This window comes from Pseudoalteromonas luteoviolacea (genome assembly GCF_000814765.1).
GTDB lineage: Bacteria > Pseudomonadota > Gammaproteobacteria > Enterobacterales > Alteromonadaceae > Pseudoalteromonas > Pseudoalteromonas luteoviolacea_H.
The window spans coordinates 46,872-69,909 of the sequence record NZ_JWIC01000003.1 but is presented as its reverse complement, the minus strand read 5'-3'; the positions used below and the strand labels follow the sequence as shown (position 1 = coordinate 69,909).

Genomic DNA, 23,038 nt, shown 5'->3' with positions numbered 1-23,038 from the left:
ACAGTAAAATACTGTTTGGATATACAGCATGCTTACTAGTTTGCAAATTAAAAACTTTGCCATAGTCAGTGAACTTAACATCGACTGGCGATCTGGCATGACCGCCATTACCGGTGAGACAGGCGCTGGTAAATCAATCGCAATCGACGCCCTATCTCTGTGCCTTGGAGAGCGTGCAGATGCTAACGCTATCCGCCCTGAAAGCAGTAAAGCCGAGATCTCCGCGCAATTTGACATTCGCAACTTACCGCAAGCACAAAAGTTTCTCTCAGAATTACTGCTCGATGACGATGAACAAAACTGTATTTTACGCCGCGTGATCACCCGAAATGGCCGTAGCAAAAGCTTTATAAACGGCTCATCAGTCACTGCTGCGCAACTTAAAGAGCTTGGTCAGATGCTCATTGCAATCCATGGCCAACATGCCCATCAATTACTTTTGAAACCTGAGCATCAACTCGGCTTGTTGGATGCTTACGCAGGTCATCACAACATGCTGAGTGCTGTTAAAGCGCAATACCACCATTATTATAAGCTACAAAAAGAACATGCTAACCTGCTTAAGCAGCAACATGCTCAAGCAGCTAAAAAGCAACTACTAGAATACCAAGTTGAAGAGCTAGACGAATTTGCCCTGCAAGAAGGTGAATTTGAGCAAATAGAGGCTGAGCATAATAGGTTAAGCCATGCACAAACCTTAGTTGAAAGCTCTCAACGAGAATTAATGAGCCTCTATGAACAAGAAGATCAAACTGTTCTGGGTCAACTACAACATAGCGTACAAACTTTCAGCGAATTAAGCTCCCTAGATAAATCTCTTGAAGGGATCAGTCAGATGCTCAGCGAAGCTGCTGTACAACTTGAAGAAGCCTGCCGTGAAATTCGAAGTTATGGTGAGAGCGTAGAGCAAGATCCAATCAGGCTACAGGAAATCGAAGAGCGCATGACACAGGCTATGGCACTTTCTAGAAAGCACCAGACCCCCCCTGAACAACTCGCAGCGCATCACCTAGCACTGCAGCACGAACTAGACAGTATTTGCTCGGATAATGCGCGTATTGACGACTTAGAGCATGAAATTGCCGAAGCACTGCATGCTTATCACATCTCTGCCAATCAACTCAGTGAAAGTCGAGCTGCAGCTGCAGGCACGCTCAATACATTGATCACTGATAGTATGCATGAACTATCGATGGAAAACGGTCGTTTCGCCATTGAGCTGAATAAAGATAACGATAGGCGACCAAATGAGTTAGGCCTAGATAACATCGAGTTTTTGGTCTCTACCAACCCGGGTCAGCCGATGCAAGCACTCGCTAAAGTTGCCTCTGGTGGTGAATTGTCACGGATTAGTTTAGCAATACAGGTTATTATCGCAAATAAAGTCACCACACCGACTTTGATTTTCGATGAGGTAGATGTGGGTATTTCTGGCCCTACAGCGTCTCAGGTAGGAAAGCAATTGCGTTTATTAGGTAAATCGACACAAGTCATTTGTGTAACACACTTGCCGCAAGTTGCCTGTAGTGGCCATCAGCAGTTTTTTGTGCAAAAAGCCGTTGAAAATGCACAGACATATACTTCAATGGTGCCACTAGATGAACAAGATCGGATCAATGAAATTGCACGCTTATTGGGAGGTGACAGTGTAAGCAACACCACACGAGCCAGTGCCAAAGAGCTACTCAGTGTGCAGGGCTGTTAAGCCATTATTGATACGCAAAGAGGTATCAAGATTGATACCTCTCATGAATTACCTAGGGCGCATTTGAAGTCATTTTTTTAAGAGTACGATCTTTTTTCACAAAATGGTGGAACAATGCAGCACCAGCATGCCCGACAATCAATATCCATATAAGCCACGCGCCTAAAATTTCTTTATGAATAAAATCAATCGGCTTTTCAAACTCTTTGAAAGTCAATCCCCAACTTTCCACTACAAAGTATTGAAACAGCGCTGTGTCTGAAAACTTTGGTATCTCGAATAAAAAGAAAAACTCAGTATTCACCCCCGTTCCAATGTACCCAGTGATCGGTGCAATAATCATAATTGCATAGAGGGCGTAATGACCTACATGCGCAGCTAAATGCTCCATGTTAGTACCCGGCTCCGGCGAAGGGGGTTTATTCATGACTCGCCACAATAATCTTAATACCACAATGACCATTATGGATACACCAAAAGATAAGTGTAATTGCAATGCCGTCCAGTTTTCAGGTGTTTTGGCCTCTGTAAACCACTGGCGATAATATACACTGACATAGGCTGCTAAAAATAACATAGCCATGAACCAATGGATCCACTTGGCAATACTGCCGTAGTCTGTATCGCTATTTTTAAACGCCATAGATACCTCACTCATTTTGCTACTTAAGTTTAACTTTAAGGCTTATGGTAATACTAAAAACAACTTCTGTATTGCGGTTAATTATGGACAAGGTATCCAAAAAAACAGAACGTTTTTCCGATGGTCAGATTTTAGCGATTCTAAAACAAAAAAGCCCCGTCATAATGAAAGGGCTTTAAGCAAAGTACTAGGTTATCTTTTTACTGTGGGTTATACCTCAAGGAAATCCAAAATACCTTCCGCAGCATTTCTTCCCTCGAAGATTGCTGTTACGACCAAATCTGAGCCTCTAACCGCATCGCCACCAGCAAAGATTTTTGGATTACTAGTCTGGTGCGTATACGCACCTTGCTCAGGAGCCACAATACCACCCCAGTGGTTAATTTCGACATCATACTGAGCAAGCCAATCTAGGTTGTGTGGTTTGAAACCAAACGCAAGGATGACAGCATCAGCATCTATAATGTGTTCAGAGCCCGCCACTTCTTGTGCTCTGCGACGGCCATTACTGTCTGCTTCACCAAGCTCTGTTTTTACCATTCTAACGCCTGTCACATTCCCTTGTTCATTTAGCACAATGCCCTTTGGCTGAACATTAAACTCAAAGTGCACGCCTTCTTCTTTTGCGTTTTTCACCTCTCGTTTAGAACCCGGCATATTCTCTTCGTCACGTCGGTATGCACATACTACTGACTTGGCTTTTTGTCGTACTGAAGTGCGTACACAATCCATTGCGGTATCTCCGCCACCAAGCACAACTACACGCTTATCAGCCATGCTAATATAGGCTTGTTGTGACTCATCATATCCCATAACACGGTTCGTGTTACCAATTAAAAAAGGCAACGCGTCATGGACCTGTTTAGCATCCTCATTCTCCAGACCGCCGCGCATATACTGATAAGTACCCACCCCAACAAATACGGCATCATACTCGGCTATTAATTCGTCCATCGTCACATCTGTGCCAACTTCCGTATTCAACTTAAACTCAACACCCATCTCAGTAAAAATCTCACGGCGCTTTTCCATGACCGTTTTTTCAAGCTTGAATGATGGAATGCCAAAAGTGAGTAAACCGCCAATCTCTGGGTTTCTATCGAACACAACTGCTTTAACACCATTTCTGACTAAAATATCAGCACAACCAAGCCCAGCAGGTCCAGCGCCAATAATAGCCACTTTTTTATCAGTCCAAGTGACATAAGAAAGATCAGGTTTCCAGCCTTGTGCAAACGCCGTATCAGTGATGTATTTTTCTATATTACCTATCGTTACAGCGCCAAACTCGTCATTAAGCGTACAAGCACCTTCGCATAACCTATCTTGTGGACATACGCGACCACATACTTCAGGTAAACTATTTGTGCGGTGTGATAACTCAGCAGCTTCGAAAATACGCCCTGTACGGATCAACTTTAGCCATTGTGGTATGTAGTTGTGCACCGGGCACTTCCACTCACAATATGGATTTCCGCAATCTAGGCAACGATCGGCTTGGGAGTCAACTTGTTGACCTGAGAAAGGCTCATAGATTTCTACAAAAGAGCTCTTGCGCGTTGAGATAGGTTTTTTTCTAGGATCAACACGCTGAACATCGATAAATTGGTAAACATTTTCGCTCATAACTCCTCCTTTACTGCGCCTGTACTCTAAGTTCCGCACTACTTCGCGCTCGATGTCCAAGTAAACTCTTTACATCACTTGACTTAGGCTTGACTAGCTTAAACATAGGTACATACAACTCAAAGTTAGCAAGTACTTGCTCAGCTCTATCTGATCCAGTGCACTCCAGATGCTCAGCTATCATGCCTCTTAAGTGTTCTTGATGAGAAGGCAGATTATCCAAAGTTAGTACTTCGACAAGCTCAGGATTAAAGCGTTTGCCCATGTCATTGTCTTCATCTAAAACATAGGCAAAGCCACCTGTCATTCCTGCGCCAAAATTGACGCCGATTTGGCCCAGCACACATACAACACCGCCGGTCATATACTCACAGCCATTGTCACCTAAGCCTTCTACCACAGCCTGTACACCTGAGTTACGTACAGCAAATCGCTCACCCACGCGTCCTGCTGCAAATAGCTTCCCGCCTGTTGCCCCATACAAACAAGTGTTACCCGCAATCGTTGCTTGGTGAGACTTGAAACTAGAACCCAGAGGTGGCCTGATCACTAACTTACCTCCAGCCATGCCTTTACCAACATAGTCATTGGCGTCACCCACCAGCGTAAGCTCAAGACCACCGGCGTTCCATACACCAAATGATTGTCCAGCAGTGCCGTGTAACTCAATGGCGACGGGGTCCGCAGCCATCCCTTGGTTACCGTATAAACTAGCGATATAGCCTGATAACATAGCTCCAACTGAACGGTCAGTATTTTTAATTCTACTTACCAACGAAGTACCGCTTTTTTCATTAATGGCTTGTTCGGCCTTACTCAATAAGGACTCGTTTAACTCTCCGCGATAGTGCGACGTGTTTTCAGCGCTACAGTATAAAGTTTGATTGCTTGGGTTATTTGGCTTTGCCAAAATTGGCGACAAATCAAGTTTTTGCTGCTTCGTCGTTTTACCCTCAAGCACTTCAAGTAAATCTGTACGGCCAATTAACTCCGTGAGTTTAGTGACACCTAAAGCCGCCATGATCTCTCGTGCTTCTTGCGCAATAAACTTGAAATAATTCATCGCCATTTCTGGCAGACCGTGATAATGGCGTTGACGTAACGTATCATCCTGAGTCGCAACACCAGTCGCGCAGTTATTCAGATGGCAAATACGTAAGTACTTACAACCCAGCGCAACCATAGGGCCGGTACCAAAACCAAAACTCTCCGCACCTAAAATCGCTGCTTTGATGATGTCTAAGCCTGTTTTTAATCCCCCGTCTGTTTGCAAACGGATCCTGTGTCGTAGTCCATTTTCAACCAGCGCTTGCTGTGTCTCTGCTAGACCTAACTCCCACGGACAACCCGCATATTTAACCGATGTAAGCGGGCTTGCACCTGTACCACCGTCATAACCTGCGATAGTGATCAGATCCGCATAAGCTTTAGCTACACCTGTTGCGATGGTGCCAACGCCCGGCTCTGATACTAACTTCACTGAGATCATTGCTTTTGGGTTAACCTGCTTCAAATCAAAAATCAGCTGTGCCAAATCTTCAATAGAGTAAATGTCATGATGAGGAGGCGGTGAAATCAAGGTAACACCCGGTACTGAATACCTCAGCTTTGCAATGTAAGGGGTGACTTTTTCACCCGGTAATTGTCCACCTTCACCCGGCTTTGCACCCTGCGCAACTTTAATCTGGATCACGTCCGCATTTTGCAAATAGTGTGGCGTAACACCAAATCTCCCAGAAGCAACTTGCTTTATACGGGAATTTTTCTCGTTACCAAACCGAAGTTTATCTTCGCCACCTTCTCCAGAATTTGAAAACCCGCCTAAACGGTTCATAGCAATGGCTAAAGCTTCATGTGCTTCAGGAGACAGTGCACCAATACTCATCGCTGCGGAGTCAAAGCGCTTATACAAAGCCTCTGCAGGTTCAACATCGTCAATTGACACAGGGGCAAGTGCTGGTTTTAACTTAAGTAAGTCTCTTAAGTTGGTGACGGGGCGATTGTTTACGATGTCCGCATACTTTAAATAATCTTCGTATTTACCAGATTTAACAGCCACTTGTAATGATTGCACCACATCAGGGTTGTACGCATGGTACTCACCACCGTGCACAAATTTAAGTAATCCACCATGGCTCAATAGCTTACGTTTACTGAACGCCAATTGATTTAATAGCTTGCTCTCGGCCTCAAAATCACTAAAGTCTGCACCTTTTATACGGCTCACCACGCCCTTAAAGCACAGTTCTACAACCTCATCGGCAAGGCCAACCGCTTCAAATAACATTGAGCAACGATAAGACGCAATGGTACTGATCCCCATTTTCGACATGATTTTGTAGAGGCCTTTATTAATTGCATTACGATACGCCAGTGTCACATCACGATATGATTTTTTAATCACACCTTTATCACACAATGAAACAAGCGTTTCGTAGGCCAAATAAGGGTAAATGGCAGTCGCACCGAATCCAAGTAATACGGCAAATTGATGCGGATCACGCGCACTGCCCGTCTCCACAATAATATTTGAGTCGCAGCGTAGATTTTCGTTTATTAAGCGTTGTTGAATGGCACCGACTGCCATCGCAGCCGGAATGGGTAAATGACCTTTAGCAATCTCTCTGTCGCTCACCACAATCATCACACATCCGCTTGCGGCTTTGTCTTGTGCTTCATCGCAAACACGAGTAATGGCATTTTGTAGACCTTCCTCCGGCGCGTAATTCAGGTTTACTTTACCAACTTGATAATGTGCATCGTCAGCCTCAGTAAGTTGCTTGATATCAGAATACGTTAAAATCGGTGAATCAAACTGTAAGCGTTTAGCATGCCCAGTAGTCTCGTTAAACACATTTTGCTCGCGGCCTATACACGTAGCGAGTGACATCACATGGTTTTCACGCAACGGATCAATGGGAGGATTCGTTACCTGTGCAAACTTCTGTCTAAAGTAGTCATATAAAGAGCGTGCTCCATGGGACAATACTGCAAATGGCGTGTCATCCCCCATTGAGCCTGTTGCTTCTTGGCCATTGGCCCCCATTACGCTAATCACCTGCTCAACTTCTTCATTGCTGTAGCCGAACTGCTTTTGATAAGTCAATAATGTTTCTTCTGAGAAATCTCGTTGGCCAGCATCTTTCTCATCTAGTTGTTCAAATGGTATTAAGCGCTGGACGTTTTGCTCTAACCAAGCTCTATATGGGTGTCTTGCTTTCAGATCTTGATCAATCTCAGATGATTGCCAAATTTTGCCATGGAGCGTATCAACAACTAACAGCTCACCAGGCCCCACTCGGCCTTTCTCAACCACTTCATCTGCTTCATAATCCCAGATCCCTATCTCAGACGCTACTGTGATAAAACCATCTTGCGTTACCACATAACGAGCTGGCCGCAATCCATTCCTATCAAGGTTACATGCCGCAAAGCGACCGTCTGACATCACGATACCCGCAGGACCATCCCATGGTTCCATGTGCATTGAGTTAAAATCATAAAACGCACGCAAATCATCATCCATGGCTCGATTTTTTTGCCAAGCGGGCGGCACTAACATGCGCATCGCACGGAAGATATCCATCCCCCCAGCTAGAAATAACTCCAAAATATTATCTAGACTCGATGAATCAGAGCCAGCTTCATTGACAAATGGTGCTGCCATTTGTAAATCAGGTAATAGAGGAGACGAAAATTTATAAGCGCGCGCTCTTGCCCATTGTCTGTTACCCATGATGGTGTTGATTTCACCATTGTGTGCCAGATAGCGAAATGGTTGTGCCAAAGGCCACTTTGGCTGGGTATTGGTGGAAAAGCGCTGATGAAAGACACAAATTGCACTGGTCATGCGAAGATCCGCCAAATCTAAATAAAAGTTTGGTAAATCTGCAGGCATCATCAAGCCTTTATAAACTGTTACAAGCCCAGACAAGCTAGCAATATAAAACTGCTCATCTGACGTAATACGCTTTTCAATTCGGCGTCTTGCGACATATAACCGACGTTCTAAGTCTTTTGGTCTCCATCCTTCTGGCGCACTGACAAAAACTTGTTCAAACTGCGGTAACTGAGACTTTGCGATCGGCCCTAACATATCAGGTTGTGTAGGCACGACTCTCCAGCCAACAATACTAAGCGTTTCTTTTTCTAATTCTTCATTGATAATACGTTTAGCCGATTGTGCCAAAGTATCATCTGCATTTAAGAACACCATGCCAACAGCATAGTTTTTTCCTAAACGCCAATCATTTTCTGCGGCAATCGCACGAAAAAAGCTATCAGGCTTTTGCAGCAACAAGCCGCAGCCATCACCCGTTTTACCATCTGCGGCGATCCCGCCTCGGTGCTGCATGCGATCAAGACCCGTGATCGCTGTACGTATTAATTTATGGCTTGCTTGGCCTTGAGTATGTGCAATCAGACCAAACCCGCAATTATCTTTTTCTAATGCCGAGTCGTATAACATAGACCCCTCCCCTTGCTACACCTGCCAGCTTGAATGACTTCGACGATTTACTGGCAGATATTCAAAATTAGCGCTGAAATGAAAGCGAGTCAACAATATAAAGAATAAATATTCACTATATTGAATATTTTTCAACGACCCCATAAAGTAACCAAAATTTAATATAACGCACTAAACGGACTTATTCAGTTCCTAAAAAACATTTGACACCGGTATCAAATGTTAAACTTTTGATTAAAACCATAAAAAAGAAGCAGTTTACGTAAACGTAAAGGATGGCTAAAATGAATAAATATTCACTAAGTCAATGTTTGGTATTTACTCAGTATATAGTTGATTTAGTCGCGTCAAGCACAAAGCTGTAGCGTTCAGGGGAAGGGGTGAAAATGTAACAAATACAAAAAAGCCCGAAATAAATTCGGGCTCCTAAGGGATTAGAGCGGGATTATTCAGCTGCTTCTTCTTTATATTTAGCAGCAGTTTCAGTGATCAGAGGCTGAAGTTCGCCTTTTTGGAACATTTCAATGATGATGTCACAACCGCCAATTAATTCACCTTCTACCCAAAGTTGTGGGAAAGTTGGCCAGTTTGCATAATGTGGCAACTCTGCACGGATATCTGGGTTTAAAAGAATATCTACGTAAGCAAACTGCTCTCCACATGCCATCAACGCCTGTGAAGCTTGAGAAGAAAAACCACAGTTAGGTAACTTTGGAGATCCCTTCATATATAGAAGAATTGGGTTTTCTGCAATTTGCTGTTTAATCTTATCAATGGTTTCCATATATACCTCAAATGACGATATTAACTGTTTGCATACTGAATTTTGCTCAATTTTAACGCATACAAAACATTCACACTACAAGTCTTGGTCGCGGGCATTGCTGTTTACCAAAACTTGAGTAAAATACTCAGGAATTATAGTATCACTATATAGCACTAAAACGTACTTAAAAGTGCCCTAGCAATGGCATCTTTTTAACTGTTTAGAGTATCCAACATAAAAATGGAGATTAAAATGGCTTTTGAACTACCGTCACTTCCTTATGCTATCGATGCATTAGAGCCACACATTTCTAAAGAAACTTTAGAATTCCACCATGGTAAGCACCACAACACATACGTTGTTAAGCTGAATGGTCTAGTAGAAGGTACTGACTTTGCAAACAAAACTTTAGAAGAAGTTATTGTTAGCTCTGAAGGCGGCATCTTTAACAATGCAGCTCAAATTTGGAACCACACTTTCTACTGGCACAGCCTTGCTCCAAATGGTGGTGGCGAAGCTAAAGGTAAAGTAGCAGAACTAATTGACGCAAAATGGGGCTCATTTGCGGCATTCCAAGACGCTTTCAACGACAAAGCAGTGAACAACTTCGGTTCAAGCTGGACTTGGTTAGTGCAACTAGCTGACGGTTCTCTGGACATCGTTAACACGTCAAACGCAGAAACTCCGCTAACACAAGATGGTGTAACACCACTTCTAACAGTTGACCTGTGGGAACACGCTTACTATATCGATTACCGCAATGTTCGCCCAGAGTACCTAAAAGGTTTCTGGTCGCTTGTAAACTGGGATTTTGCTAACCAAAATCTAGCTTAATTACAACGGTATAACTGTACCAATTTAAGCAATAAACAAGGCGCATAAGCGCCTTTTTTGATCGTCACCAAATATCCCTATCACATTAAATTCTCATATTTTTTAAGCAAATATCCAAGAACCTGACTAAGCTTTAAGTACGCCTAGCATTTTAGCCCACGCATTTTATTTAACAGGTTATTGGAGTTTGATATGACAATATTTGAGCATTACCAATCCCGATACGAAGCAGCAAAAGAAGAAGAATTCACAATTGCTGAATTTCTTGAAATCTGTAAAGAGGATAAGGCTGCTTACGCCAGTGCGCCTGAACGGTTGCTCATGGCAATTGGTGAGCCTGAAATGATCGACACATCAACAGACGCAAGACTGAGTCGACTCTTTTCAAATCGTGTGATCGCACGTTATCCTGCTTTTAACGAATTTTATGGCATGGAGGATGCCATCGAGCAAATTGTTTCATACCTAAAACACGCCGCTCAAGGCTTGGAAGAGTGCAAACAGGTATTGTATCTCTTGGGCCCAGTTGGTGGTGGTAAGTCCTCTATTGCCGAAAAACTGAAGTACCTGATGCAGCAAGTTCCAATTTATGCAATCAAAGACTCACCAGTAAATGACCACCCACTTAGCCTATTTAATCCTCAAGAGGATGGTGAGCTATTAGAGAAAGAGTACGGCATTTCAAAACGCTACCTAAAAACAGTGATGTCTCCTTGGGCAACAAAGCGCCTACATGAATTCAATGGGGATATAAGTAAGTTTAAAGTAGTTAAACGCTACCCCTCTATTTTAGACCAAGTTGCGATAGCAAAAACTGAGCCCGGTGATGAGAATAATCAAGATATCTCAGCGTTGGTTGGTAAAGTCGATATCAGAAAGCTTGAGCATTTTGCTCAAAATGATCCAGATGCGTACGCATATTCTGGTGCACTTTGCCTCGCAAACCAAGGTTTGATGGAATTTGTAGAGATGTTCAAAGCGCCTATCAAAGTGTTACACCCACTACTGACGGCGACGCAAGAAGGCAACTACAATGGCACAGAGGGGATTTCTGCCCTGCCATTTAACGGTATTATCCTTGCCCACTCAAATGAGTCCGAATGGCAAACATTCAAAAATAATAAAAATAATGAAGCATTTCTAGATCGGGTATTCATCGTAAAAGTACCTTACTGTCTACGGGTGTCTGAAGAAGTAAAAATTTATAAAAAACTGCTGGAGAACAGTGAGCTCAAAGAAGCTCAGTGTGCACCAGGCACATTAGAAACTTTGGCCAAGTTCTCCTCATTGTCTCGTATTAAAGAGCCTGAAAACTCAAGTATCTACTCTAAAATGCGCGTCTATGATGGTGAAAGCTTAAAAGACACAGACCCCAAAGCGAAGTCTTACCAAGAATATCGGGATTATGCGGGTGTTGATGAGGGTATGAATGGTTTATCTACCCGCTTTGCATTTAAGATATTGTCTCGAGTGTTCAACTTTGATCACGCTGAGGTAGCGGCAAACCCTGTCCATCTGTTTTACGTATTAGAACAGCAAATTGAGCGGGAACAATTTAGTGCTGAAGTACAAGAGCGTTATTTAAGCCATCTGAAGGGTTACCTGATCCCTCAATATGTCGAGTTTATTGGCAAAGAGCTACAAACAGCCTATCTAGAATCCTACTCAGAATATGGGCAAAACATTTTTGACCGTTACGTCACCTATGCGGACTTCTGGATCCAAGACCAAGAGTATCGCGACCCGGATACCGGTCAGCTATTCGATAGAGCTGCACTCAATGCAGAGCTTGAAAAAATCGAAAAACCAGCTGGGATTTCAAATCCAAAAGACTTCAGAAACGAAATTGTAAACTTTGTCTTACGAGCTAGGGCACACCACAACGGTGAAAACCCAGTTTGGACAAGTTACGAGAAACTCAGAACAGTGATAGAGAAGAAAATGTTCTCTAACACCGAAGACTTGCTCCCAGTTATCTCTTTCAATGCTAAAACTTCTGCTGAAGATCAGAAAAAGCATGAGGACTTTGTTAACCGCATGATGGAAAAAGGATACACCCAGAAACAGGTCCGTTTGCTTTCTGAATGGTATTTGAGAGTTCGGAAGTCACAGTAATCTAACGATTGGAGGGTGGTCAATGGCACATTTCATCGATCGAAGATTGAACGGTAAAAATAAAAGTACGCCGAATAGGCAGCGCTTTATCAGACGTTACAAAAAGCAGATAAAAGAAGCGGTGTCAGATGCTATTAATAAACGTAGTGTAACGGATATTAGTAGTGGTGAAAGTATATCTATACCACAACGTGATATCAGCGAACCTGTATTTCATCAAGGCAAGGGGGGTAACCGAGAACATATACACCCTGGTAATGATCAATTCAGTACTGGTGACAAAATACAGCGCCCTCCCTCCGGTCAAGGAGGAGGGGCTGGTGAAGGTAACGCCAGCGATCAAGGAGAGGGACAAGACGATTTTGTCTTCTCCATCTCCAAAGATGAGTATTTGGATTTGTTGTTTGAAGATTTGGAATTACCAAACTTACAAAAAAGCCAGCTCGATAAATTGGTACAAATGAAAACACATAGAGCAGGCTTTTGTAATGATGGTATGCCAAGTAATCTAGATATTGTACGTTCTTTAAAAGGTTCGATTGCGAGAAGAATTGCGATGACTGCAGGTAAACGCAGTCGTTTAAAAGAACTCGAGGTAGAACTTGAAGCACTGCTAGCTGAGCCTGTACCACCTCAGCACCAGATAGAGACACTTGAAGCTGAAATTGAAGCTTTAAGAAGGCGTATCGCATCTGTACCTTTTATTGATAATTACGATCTCAGATTCAGAAATTACGAAAAAAGGCCTCACCCCACAAGCAAAGCAGTTATGTTTTGTTTGATGGACGTATCGGGGTCCATGGATCAAGCAACCAAAGACATGGCTAAACGCTTTTATATCTTGCTGTATCAATTTTTAACTCGTACGTACAAAGATATAGAGGTGGTGTATATAAGACACCATACACAAGCAAAAGAAGTCGATGAACAAGAATTCTTTTACTCACAAGAAACAGGTGGCACGATAGTGTCTAGTGCACTAAAACTCATGGATGAAATCGTGGCAGAGAGATACTCGCAAGGGGACTGGAACATATATGCTGCGCAAGCGTCAGATGGCGATAATTGGGCTGATGACTCTCCCCATTGCACTGATATTCTCGCAAATAAGTTGCTTAAAGTGGTTAGGTATTACGCCTATATAGAGATCACAACAAGAGCACACCAAAGCCTTTGGAGAGAATACCAAGGATTATCTGCAGCCTATAACAACTTTGCCATGCAGCACATACGATCTGTGGAAGACATTTATCCAATCTTCAGAGAGTTATTTAAAAAGAACCGTCAAAAGCAGCAAGGTGCAGCATAAACAAGAGGGGGAGCGCTAATGACCTACAACCCTTTGAATGATGGTCCAGACTGGACTTTTGAAAGGTTAGAAATGTATCAAGCCGAGATTGCGCGCGTTGCTGAGCACTATCGACTTGATACGTATCCAAATCAAATCGAAGTGATCACAGCAGAACAAATGATGGATGCCTATTCTAGTGTAGGCATGCCCATTGGTTATGCGCATTGGTCCTATGGCAAAAAATTCATTCAAACAGAACAAAATTATAAACGTGGCCAAATGGGGCTGGCGTATGAAATAGTCATAAACTCAGATCCGTGTATTGCCTATCTCATGGAGGAAAATACACTGCCAATGCAAGCACTCGTTATGGCACATGCTTGTTACGGGCATAATTCGTTCTTCAAAGGCAATTACCTATTTAAAACATGGACTGACGCATCATCAATTATCGACTATTTGGTATTTGCTAAGAACTACGTTGCTGAATGTGAGCAAAAGTACGGCATTGAAGAAGTTGAAAACTTATTAGACTCCTGTCACGCCTTGATGAACTACGGAGTGGATAGATATAAACGTCCGCAACAAATTTCCTTGTTTGAAGAGCAAAAACGTCAAAAAGAACGTGAAGACTACCTGCAATCACAAGTAAATGAACTTTGGAAAACAATTCCTCAAAGCAAGCAAGAAGACACTGAAAACTTACCTCAGTTCCCTTCTGAGCCTCAGGAAAATATACTCTATTTTATTGAAAAAAATGCCCCACTACTCGAGCCCTGGCAACGAGAAATCATTCGTATTGTACGTAAAATATCACAGTATTTTTACCCGCAACGACAGACACAAGTCATGAATGAAGGGTGGGCAACATTTTGGCATTACACCATTCTCAATCATTTATATGATGAGGGTAAATTGAGTGACGCCTTCATGCTTGAATTTTTACAAAGCCATACTAACGTCGTTTATCAACCACCTTATAATAGTAAGTTTTATTCTGGCATAAACCCTTATGCCCTTGGGTTTAACATGATGGTAGATATTCGACGTATTTGCGAAAACCCAACAGCGGAAGACAAAGAATGGTTTCCTGAATTTGCAGGCAAAGACTGGCTCGATACTTTACATTTTGCAATGGAGAACTTTAAAGATGAAAGCTTTGTGAGCCAATTTTTATCTCCTAAAATTATCAGAGATTTCAAGTTATTTACGATATTGGACAAAGAGTCATCCCCTCACTTAGAAGTCAAAGCCATCCATGATGAAGTTGGCTACCAAAAAGTCAGAAGCAGCTTATCAGCGCACTATAACCTCAGTAACAATGAACCCAATATTCAAGTGTACAAAGTCGATGTACGCGGAGATAGGTCACTTACTTTACGTTATGTGCCTCAAGATAAGATACCTTTAGCGGAATCAAAGATTGAAGTGCTAAAACATTTGTACCGACTTTGGGGTTTTGAGGTGAGATTAGAACAAGTAGAAGATGATGGTAACATTACTTTGCTAGGCCAATGCCCACCAGTTAATGATGACAAAGAGTAACCCGGCGACACACGAGCGCTTAGTCGTGTGTTGTCTTTTTTCTATATATTTAGCTGTTATATAAAAACCCCGCTCAAGATAGCTATCTGAGCGACTATGCAAGCAATATAAACACTGACGTCATTCGTTTTTAAGGTAAAATGGGAATACCTATATCTTTGCTATTAGCCTCCTCTTATATATAGCAACCTGTATTTTAGTCCTTTAAGCAGGCCCATTCGTATAAAAGTAACGGAAAATCCACGCCTAGATACTCTATTTTTAATGAGCTTTTTGTATGAAGAAAGTGAATAGTATTTCACACCTATGGCTTAACTAGCGTCGTTTCCTGATCAAAAGCAAATAAACTCGTCTTCAGGAAAGGCAAGGTTCACCCAAGAGCGTTATAAACACACGCGTAAAATAAGATTTATCATTTTGAATAAACAGTAAGGCATGAAACCATACGAAAACGCATTGGTCATTGTGCTTATAATCCACATAAAGCACAATGACGCAACCAAAGACCAATTAGTCTTGTAATATGGTAAAAGAGACCAGTTCTCTACTGAGACATAGAAGGATCGTAAACAGTAACTTTATTTCGACCCGTTTCTTTTGAGTGGTATAACGCGGAATCCGTTGCCTCAATCCACTGCTCATGTTTTTCAAAAGCATCGTCATAACACGCAATGCCCAAACTCACGGTTAACTTTATCTCTTTATTATCATAATAAATTACTGAGTTTTCGATCATACTGCGTAAACGTTCTGCGAAAATCAACGCGCCATCTGCATCGGTATCTACCAAAGTCACAGCGAACTCTTCTCCACCATAACGGCCTGCTACATCTGTCTCACGCAAGGTTTTTTTCAATAAATCTGATAAATGACGAATGGCTTCATCACCGCCACTGTGACCATATGCATCATTAATCTTTTTAAAGAAATCAATATCAAACATAAGCAAACAACTCGAGCCTTTGTTACGTTTAAGACGCTTGAACTCAGTTCTTGAGCACTCTTCCCAGTAGCCCCGATTAGACAATTTAGTCAGCGCGTCAGTACGGCTCATTTCTTCTAATGTCTTATTCGCTTTTTCCAACTCAAGCTTATTCATCGCTTCGTCAGTGACATCATATAAAATAACGCAAATATGACCGACTTCCCCTGTTAATGTGGTCAATGGAATAAACGTCGCATTTTGGTACATGTATTCCGCTTTACCCGTTATCGGTCGATAATTTTTGAATTTGAATATGTAAGGCTGCTGTTCCCATATAGTAAATGATCGATTTTTTAGCACAAATACAGGCTCAGCCTTGCCTCTAAACCAAGATTCATCAATGCTAGGAAATAAATCAAATACATCTTTATCTTTAACAGCACTGGGCAGTAAGCCAGAATGGTTTTCCATAAAACCGTTCCAAACACACACTCGATAGTCTCTGTCTAAAACGACCAAGCCAACATCTACCGTGTTAAACATATCCATTAACCAATGGATTTCATTCATATCAAAATCGGATGCAGGCATAATTCTAATCTTCTAATAAGTATGCGACTTTGTATCTCAGCGTCTTCAGAGAGTCTTCTGTGAACAATAACATCAAATCGCAGTTAATATTATGGTGTTCAATTCCGTAGCTAATTTCAATTGCTAATGTCCTTTGCCACCTTGATTTGTTGGCTTTAACCAACTCAGAGACTTCACAATGCTGGCCAAGCACAACAGGGTGACCTTGGCTAAATGGCATATCAAGCTGTTTTGAAAGGCCTGTTAATATTGCCCCAATCAAAATATTGCTTATATCCATCAACAATTCGAGCTCAACCTTTTGACTTAGCTCACCGTCGTACTTCATTAATGAAGCAATTTCTTTAAAGCTGGAGTCATTCAATAACAGCAAAGCCTCGCCTGAAACCCCTCCACCAATAAAGCCTTGGCAAACACCCGAGGTCGACGCGTTAGCATCTATGGCTTGCAAAGCCATGTGCAATTCATTCACTTCAAGAACGTTCACATTAGGAATAGGTAGCTCGACAAAAACATTAAGCAATCTAGCCAATAAATCACCAGCTTGACCCATGGCAACATTTGCTATTTCTTGATAAATATCACGAAGTTCTGGCTCTACTTGTTCGCCAAGTTTATGCACTAAGCTTTCGCGAATAGCCTTGTCTTTAATGCCATGCTGGGTAATGATTTCGTCAAGCTTATTCGCATCACATGGCTTGCGAATAAAATCAATCGCGCCTAGCTCCATTACTCGTTGGTGTGCATTTGGTTGAATATCACCAGATACCACAACAGTTAGTACATTGAGATCTTGCTCTTGTATCGCTTGCAGCACCTCATAACCATCCATATGAGGCATGTTTAAATCTAAAAAAAGTATTTCCGGCGAGATCTGTTTAATTTTTTCAATACAATCCAATCCATGTTCTGCAAATTCAACTTTAATATCCCAGTCATCCGGCAAAGAGCGCGCGAGCTGCCTTCTTGCAAGTTTTGAGTCATCACAGATTAGGACGGGTGTAGACATAAAGGCTCTCTATTTATCGGGTGCACTACCCAAAATTCTAATTATAGTTATCAAACAGCAGTGTTTAGATTAAATATGTTAATCAATGCATGATTAATTTACAATCCAAAATACTACCAAAGCTTGGTTATATAAAATCAGTATAATACACTGTCGTGAATTGCGAAAAATTTAAAAAGGAATACGTTATGCGTAGAGTCCCCTTTATTACAACAGCTCTATTCGCTTTTAGCTGTTTTTCAGTAAGTGCCACGCTTGATGAGAATCAACTAGACAAGGGTAAGGTCACTGCGGGTGGCAAGCCTGTTACTTTACTTGGCTCTGGCGTTGCAATTGGTGATCAAGCGCCAAACTTTAAAGTTGTCAATGGAGACTTCACACCTGTCTCTTTGTCAGAGTTTGAAGGAAAAGCGGTATTGATCAGCGTAGTACCTAGCTTAGACACGGGCATTTGCAGCCTACAAACAAAGTACTTTAATGAAAAAGTTGCAAGTGAGTATCCAAATATTGCAATGCTAACAATAAGTACTGACTTACCATTTGCTCAAAAGCGATTTTGCAAGCAAGAAGGGGTAGACAAAGTTCAAACTCTGTCAGACGCGGTTTGGCGTAATTTTGGCGAGCAATACGGCCTATTGATAAAAGATATGGGCTTATTGAGCAGAGCGGTGTTTATCTTAGATAAAAATCACAAAGTAAAGTACAAGCAGCTGATTAGCAATTTGGCGTCCGAGCCCAACTACGATGAAGTGATAAGTACATTAAAAACACTTTGATCCAATGACGTCTCATATACATACAAAAAAGCACTCGATAGAGTGCTTTTTTCGTGGCGCTTAGTCAGCTAGATTATTTGCTTAAGTCTAGCATCAACTTATTTAAACGTGTTACAAAGCCAACCGGGTCTTTTAAGCTACCGCGTTCAGCTAATAGCGCTTGATCAAGGAGTACTTCAGACCACTGTGCAAACTTATCCTCATCTTGTTCATTATTGAGGTGTTTAACTAGCTGATGCTCAGGGTTAAGTTCAAATATTGGCTTACTCTCTGGAGCAGATTGACCAATAGATTCCATCAGCTTTTGCATTTGTGAGCTCATATCATGATCATCAACAACGACACACGCCGGAGAGTCTGTTAAGCGGTGTGTAAAACGCACCTCTTTAACCTTATCACCTAATGATTCAGTAATACGCTCAACAAGGCCTGCAACTTCTTTTTCGCTCTCTTCCTGTGCTTTTTTAGACTCTTCATCTTCTAAATTACCTAAGTCTAAATCGCCACGTGTAATTGATTGGAATTGCTTACCATCGAACTCGGTAAGATGGCCCATCATCCACTCATCTACACGATCTGACATAAGCAGTACTTCAATGCCTTTCTTGCGGAAAATTTCTAGGTGAGGAGAGCTCTTAGCTGTTGCAAAGCTATCTGCAACTACATAATAAATCTTATCTTGACCCTCTTGCATACGCTCAACATATTGAGCCAGAGACACATTCTGTGTACTTTCATCCGTATGTGTAGAACTAAAGCGAAGCAACTTAGCAATGGCTTCTTTGTTTGCAGCATCTTCAGCTGGACCTTCTTTGATCACTTGACCAAACTCATTCCAGAAAGTTTGATATTCGTCTGCTTTGTTCTTGCCCATTCTATCAAGCATTTTCAATACACGAGACGTACAGCCTTTACGGATAGCTTGTGTGATCTTATTGTCTTGCAGAATTTCACGAGACACGTTAAGTGGAAGATCGTTAGAGTCAAGTAAACCTTTAACGAATCTAAGGTAACTTGGCATGAATTGCTCAGCATCATCCATTATAAATACACGCTGAACGTATAATTTTAAACCTGTTTGACGGTCGCGATTCCAAAGATCAAATGGCGCTTTCTTAGGTATATAGAGTAAACTCGTGTACTCTGTTTTACCTTCTACTTTGTTGTGTGCCCAAGTCAGTGGCTCTTCCCAGTCGTGACCGACATGCTTATAAAACTCTTTATATTCGTCTTCTGATACTTCTGACTTGTCGCGAGTCCACAGCGCTGTCGCACGGTTGATTGCTTCCCACTCACCAGGCTGTGCTTCTATTTTTTCTCCATCAGGACCTTCTGATTCAGGCACAGGCGCCTTAAACATCTCCACTGGAATAGAAATATGGTCTGAGTATTTAGTGATGATTGAGCGCAAGCGGAAATCATCTAAGAACTCATTTTCATCTTCACGTAAGTGAAGCACGATCTCGGTGCCACGATCTGCTTTTTCAATTTCAGCAAGGCTGTACTCGCCTTCCCCTTTTGATTGCCACTCTACCGCAGATTGCTCACCCGCTTTTCGCGTACGAACAGTTACTTCATCAGCAACAATAAAAGCAGAATAAAAACCAACACCAAATTGACCAATCAACTGGGAGTCTTTAGCCTGATCACCTGTTAAGTTTTGGAAAAACTCAGCGGTACCCGATTTTGCAATGGTGCCCAAAGAATTAATCACTTCTTCGCGGGTCATCCCGATACCGTTATCCGAGATAGTAACTGTATTTGCGTCTTTATCAGCACTCACTCTCACTTTTAATTCAGCATCACCCTCATAAAGGTCACCGTTTTGAAGTGCTAAATAGCGCAACTTATCTGCTGCATCAGAAGCATTCGACACTAACTCACGTAAGAAAATCTCTTTATTTGAGTATAAAGAGTGGATCATAAGACTTAATAGCTTACCTACATCTGTTCCAAACTGATGGTTTTCTTTGTTTTTAATATCAGACATCGACTATATCCTAATCTAATTGGCTCACAGGCTTTAACCTGCTAATCGTTTTATGAAGAGATATATTGTGATGAGACGTGGTATTTCAAGAGGGCGATTTAAATTTTTTTTACGAAGCTTTGTTCAACTTTCTAATATGGACGTTTAAGATGCTTTTGTACCGCACTCGCACACATGCGAGCGCCGTACACAGCTATATACGAGTCAGGGATATTATGCGCTCTTGTGATTTTCAAAAGCATCAGGCTGCACGTCACACTGCTCCAATAACATTAAAAAGTTTGGTTTACCAAATAACATCATAACATCAAGCAGTTGTGAAGCAGAGAGTTCGGTCTTACCCGATTCCCAATTAGAAATAGTCGCTTGATCAACCGGAGTAACAAGGCTCTTGCCCAGCTGTGCTTGAGTCAAGTTCATATCTTGGCGCAATCTACGTATCGTCATTTGAATATAACGTTTTGCGTCTTGTGTCTGGGCTCTGCGAGAGCGCTCATTTCTAGAGATTATACTCATAACATATCCATATTGTTTACATCAAAATCCCGATATAAAACTCACTTATGGCTTGTAGCACTTTTATATCAGAAAAAATGATTAAATTAACCCCGACCCAATTAGACAACTTGTAACATTTGATGTAGGCTATCTGGGTCAACTGAGTAAATAATTGATCGGATTGGGTTATATGTCAACATCTTTTGCAACAAGACTGAAACAACTTCGTGTTTCCTTAGAGGAATCTCAAATAAGTTTTTCTGAAATATTAGATATACCTACAGCCTCTTATCGCAAGTATGAGAAAGGTGAGCGTGAGCCTACGCTATCTGTAATCGAAAAGTTTTTTACCCATCCATTAACACAAAACCATGCTTGCTGGTTAATAACGGGTGAAGAGCGACCCAATGCGGACACTTCAAATACCCAAATGACCCCATCAGATGTAACCCAATCGTACAACAAAGACTTTGAATCAAAATTCATTCAGACAGCAAAAGAGAGCCTCTTATTTATCTGCCACTTAGGTTGGTTCAAAAGAGGGAAAGAAGTTAACTTTGAGAGTTGTGGAAAAATCTTACTAAGAGATTTAGAACCTTTTTTAGATAAAAATGCAGGTTCACAGCAAAAAAAAGTAAGCTAGCTTACTCACTCAACAAATAACTTGATATATCGAAGTGATCATTTAACGACTTTGAGTTTACCTTTTTCAGGTTCATCGTCTTTGGGCTTTATTTGATAGTCCTTTGAGTCATCCCTAAACCCTTCAACACGCTTCAATGCCAATTGAACAGCATCATGCTTAGTGGTGTCATTATCTAGTTCAAGTGCTTTACCAAGGTCCATTACAATCTCATATGCCTCATCATAAAGCGCATTAGGCACCTCTTCATCAACTTTTGGCTTGATAAAAATACCTCTTATTTTCTCTTCAAACTGAGTTAAATTATGGCCATTTATAATAGCAGCCAGAATAAAACAAATAACGAGGCAATGTATCAAAAGAATAACGATAAGAAATGGCATACTAGTATTCCTTTGCGTACTTTCTTTGCATGTATATGTTAAAAGGATATTGCGCAACCAATAGTATTTGCGTGGTAAGCAATAAATATATAGCTATGTTGTAATATACATTGAACATACTGATGTCTAGATAACCATGAAGTGCAAGTTGCAGCGTTTTTATAATCATTGAAGTCAAAGATAAATAACAAGCATATCTCGCAACAGGTGAAAACGTACATTCTCTAATTGCGTGCAACAGTGTTAATGCAATGATGAACGATGCGTTACCACATGCCGAGATAAAGTAATAGATCTGTCTTCTGATCATTTTATCCATTTGTAATTCAAACAAATAATCAAGGAGATGCTGAAACAAAAGAAAACTAGCGACCGTAGTCAATGCAGTTAAAAAGCAAGAATGTAATTCGTGATCAGATTTATTTTTTAAACTTTTATGTCTTGCAAAAACAAGCTCCAACCAACGCTCTTTAAAAAGATAAAGAAAACTTATAACGACTACAGAACCAACCCCCATTAGGGCCAGAACCAATATCTCTAAAAAATCATTCATAAAACCAAATTATCGTTTTTTAGTGCTAGGGTAATTACAAGCAAAGTACTACGAAAGATTAGGTGTAGCATTGTGGTTATTCGTTGCTATTAAAACCAGCACTTTCAGCTAATCCCATGAAAAGCTTTCTTTAAATAGTAGGATTTAATCTCGATATTGCGCGATACACGTATTACTTTACTACCCATAAGTTAGCTTTCTTATCACTTGGTATTTTATGTTCTATGTCATGCAATGATTCAAGCTCATGCTTCGTATCCTGTTTTTGATCTCTGAATGCTTCCACACGCTTAAACACACTCTTTACTCCATTGTATTTGACCATATCATTGGTGCATTCCAATACAACAGCAAGATCATCAATTATTTCATAGGCTTGATGGTAATCCTTTTCTGATATTTCTTCTTCTTTAGGTGCCTTGTCTCGTACAATCACATTTTTTATTTTTCTTTCTAGAAAATTCAAACTGTGCCCTTTAATTATCACAGTTATACAAATAGCGATAACAAGAATATAAAGCAATGTAGCAGCGATGAGCATTATCACGATGAAAACCTTATTATATCTAGCTAGCTAAGGTAAAAGACTAAATTTGCTCGCTTTTTAAACTTTTAAGTAACCGGTAAAAGTTAAAGCAAAAAAGTGAGGTTAAATAACAACGATTTAGACAAATCTA

Annotated in this window: 18 protein-coding genes; 7 read left to right on the top strand and 11 right to left on the bottom strand. The window is 41.2% G+C overall.

Annotated elements, in window-relative coordinates:
- Positions 1–28: 28 nt before the first annotated feature.
- A complete protein-coding gene (gene recN / locus JF50_RS01685) occupies positions 29–1,705 on the top strand; it encodes a DNA repair protein RecN (protein ID WP_039607789.1) in 1,677 nt (558 codons plus the stop codon).
- 52 nt (positions 1,706–1,757) lie between these two features.
- On the opposite strand, the gene JF50_RS01680 is transcribed toward recN, so the two are convergent.
- From JF50_RS01680 to JF50_RS01665, 4 genes are all read right to left on the bottom strand, one after another.
- The gene (locus JF50_RS01680; RefSeq protein WP_235423386.1) at positions 1,758–2,363 is read right to left on the bottom strand and encodes a cytochrome b; all 606 of its coding nucleotides are present in this window, start codon (positions 2,361–2,363) and stop codon (positions 1,758–1,760) included.
- A gap of 195 nt (positions 2,364–2,558) precedes the next feature.
- Positions 2,559–3,974, bottom strand: coding sequence for an FAD-dependent oxidoreductase (locus JF50_RS01675; protein WP_039607787.1), 1,416 nt, complete (start codon positions 3,972–3,974; stop codon positions 2,559–2,561).
- 10 nt (positions 3,975–3,984) lie between these two features.
- Positions 3,985–8,442, bottom strand: coding sequence for a glutamate synthase large subunit (gltB, locus tag JF50_RS01670; RefSeq protein ID WP_039607786.1), 4,458 nt, complete (start codon positions 8,440–8,442; stop codon positions 3,985–3,987).
- Positions 8,443–8,887: 445 nt separating this feature from the next.
- Positions 8,888–9,226, bottom strand: a complete 339-nt coding sequence (locus JF50_RS01665) for a Grx4 family monothiol glutaredoxin (RefSeq protein ID WP_023402222.1) — start codon at positions 9,224–9,226, stop codon at positions 8,888–8,890.
- A gap of 234 nt (positions 9,227–9,460) precedes the next feature.
- Between JF50_RS01665 and JF50_RS01660 the strand changes: the two genes are divergently transcribed.
- The 4 genes from JF50_RS01660 to JF50_RS01645 all read left to right on the top strand — a co-directional run bounded on the left by JF50_RS01660 (position 9,461) and on the right by JF50_RS01645 (position 14,993).
- Positions 9,461–10,042 carry a superoxide dismutase gene (locus JF50_RS01660; RefSeq protein ID WP_039607785.1) on the top strand — a complete coding sequence of 194 codons (582 nt, stop codon included), beginning with the start codon at positions 9,461–9,463 and terminating at the stop codon, positions 10,040–10,042.
- Between the two features lie 192 nt (positions 10,043–10,234).
- Complete coding sequence (locus tag JF50_RS01655; RefSeq protein WP_039607784.1) at positions 10,235–12,157, top strand: PrkA family serine protein kinase; 1,923 nt, start codon at positions 10,235–10,237, stop codon at positions 12,155–12,157.
- Positions 12,158–12,179: 22 nt separating this feature from the next.
- On the top strand, positions 12,180–13,466 hold the full coding sequence (locus JF50_RS01650) for a YeaH/YhbH family protein (RefSeq protein WP_039607783.1): 1,287 nt from the start codon (positions 12,180–12,182) through the stop codon (positions 13,464–13,466).
- Between the two features lie 18 nt (positions 13,467–13,484).
- On the top strand, positions 13,485–14,993 hold the full coding sequence (locus JF50_RS01645; protein WP_039607782.1) for a SpoVR family protein: 1,509 nt from the start codon (positions 13,485–13,487) through the stop codon (positions 14,991–14,993).
- Between the two features lie 544 nt (positions 14,994–15,537).
- Here JF50_RS01645 and JF50_RS01640 read toward each other — a convergent pair.
- Both JF50_RS01640 and JF50_RS01635 read right to left on the bottom strand, forming a co-directional pair.
- Positions 15,538–16,509 carry a sensor domain-containing diguanylate cyclase gene (locus JF50_RS01640; protein ID WP_039607781.1) on the bottom strand — a complete coding sequence of 324 codons (972 nt, stop codon included), beginning with the start codon at positions 16,507–16,509 and terminating at the stop codon, positions 15,538–15,540.
- 4 nt (positions 16,510–16,513) lie between these two features.
- A complete protein-coding gene (locus JF50_RS01635) occupies positions 16,514–17,518 on the bottom strand; it encodes a response regulator (protein ID WP_039607780.1) in 1,005 nt (334 codons plus the stop codon).
- A 188-nt stretch (positions 17,519–17,706) separates the two neighbouring features.
- Here JF50_RS01635 and tpx point away from each other — a divergent pair, with 188 nt between their 5' ends.
- The gene (tpx, locus tag JF50_RS01630) at positions 17,707–18,294 is read left to right on the top strand and encodes a thiol peroxidase (protein ID WP_039607779.1); all 588 of its coding nucleotides are present in this window, start codon (positions 17,707–17,709) and stop codon (positions 18,292–18,294) included.
- A 73-nt stretch (positions 18,295–18,367) separates the two neighbouring features.
- Here tpx and htpG read toward each other — a convergent pair whose 3' ends face one another.
- Together htpG and JF50_RS01620 are read right to left on the bottom strand one after the other, a co-directional pair.
- A complete protein-coding gene (gene htpG, locus JF50_RS01625) occupies positions 18,368–20,284 on the bottom strand; it encodes a molecular chaperone HtpG (RefSeq protein WP_039607778.1) in 1,917 nt (638 codons plus the stop codon).
- A gap of 213 nt (positions 20,285–20,497) precedes the next feature.
- Positions 20,498–20,800 carry a helix-turn-helix transcriptional regulator gene (locus tag JF50_RS01620; protein WP_039607777.1) on the bottom strand — a complete coding sequence of 101 codons (303 nt, stop codon included), beginning with the start codon at positions 20,798–20,800 and terminating at the stop codon, positions 20,498–20,500.
- A gap of 172 nt (positions 20,801–20,972) precedes the next feature.
- On the opposite strand from JF50_RS01620, the gene JF50_RS01615 reads away from it, so the two are divergent.
- Positions 20,973–21,425, top strand: a complete 453-nt coding sequence (locus JF50_RS01615; RefSeq protein WP_039607776.1) for a helix-turn-helix domain-containing protein — start codon at positions 20,973–20,975, stop codon at positions 21,423–21,425.
- A 38-nt stretch (positions 21,426–21,463) separates the two neighbouring features.
- Here JF50_RS01615 and JF50_RS01610 read toward each other — a convergent pair whose 3' ends face one another.
- The 3 genes from JF50_RS01610 to JF50_RS01600 form a co-directional block, all read right to left on the bottom strand.
- The gene (locus JF50_RS01610; protein WP_039607775.1) at positions 21,464–21,808 is read right to left on the bottom strand and encodes a hypothetical protein; all 345 of its coding nucleotides are present in this window, start codon (positions 21,806–21,808) and stop codon (positions 21,464–21,466) included.
- Between the two features lies 1 nt (position 21,809).
- Entirely contained in the window at positions 21,810–22,361 is a 552-nt protein-coding gene (locus JF50_RS27090) for a hypothetical protein (protein ID WP_160290445.1), read from the bottom strand.
- Between the two features lie 172 nt (positions 22,362–22,533).
- Positions 22,534–22,908 carry a hypothetical protein gene (locus tag JF50_RS01600; RefSeq protein ID WP_039607773.1) on the bottom strand — a complete coding sequence of 125 codons (375 nt, stop codon included), beginning with the start codon at positions 22,906–22,908 and terminating at the stop codon, positions 22,534–22,536.
- Between the last annotated feature and the right edge of the window lie 130 nt (positions 22,909–23,038).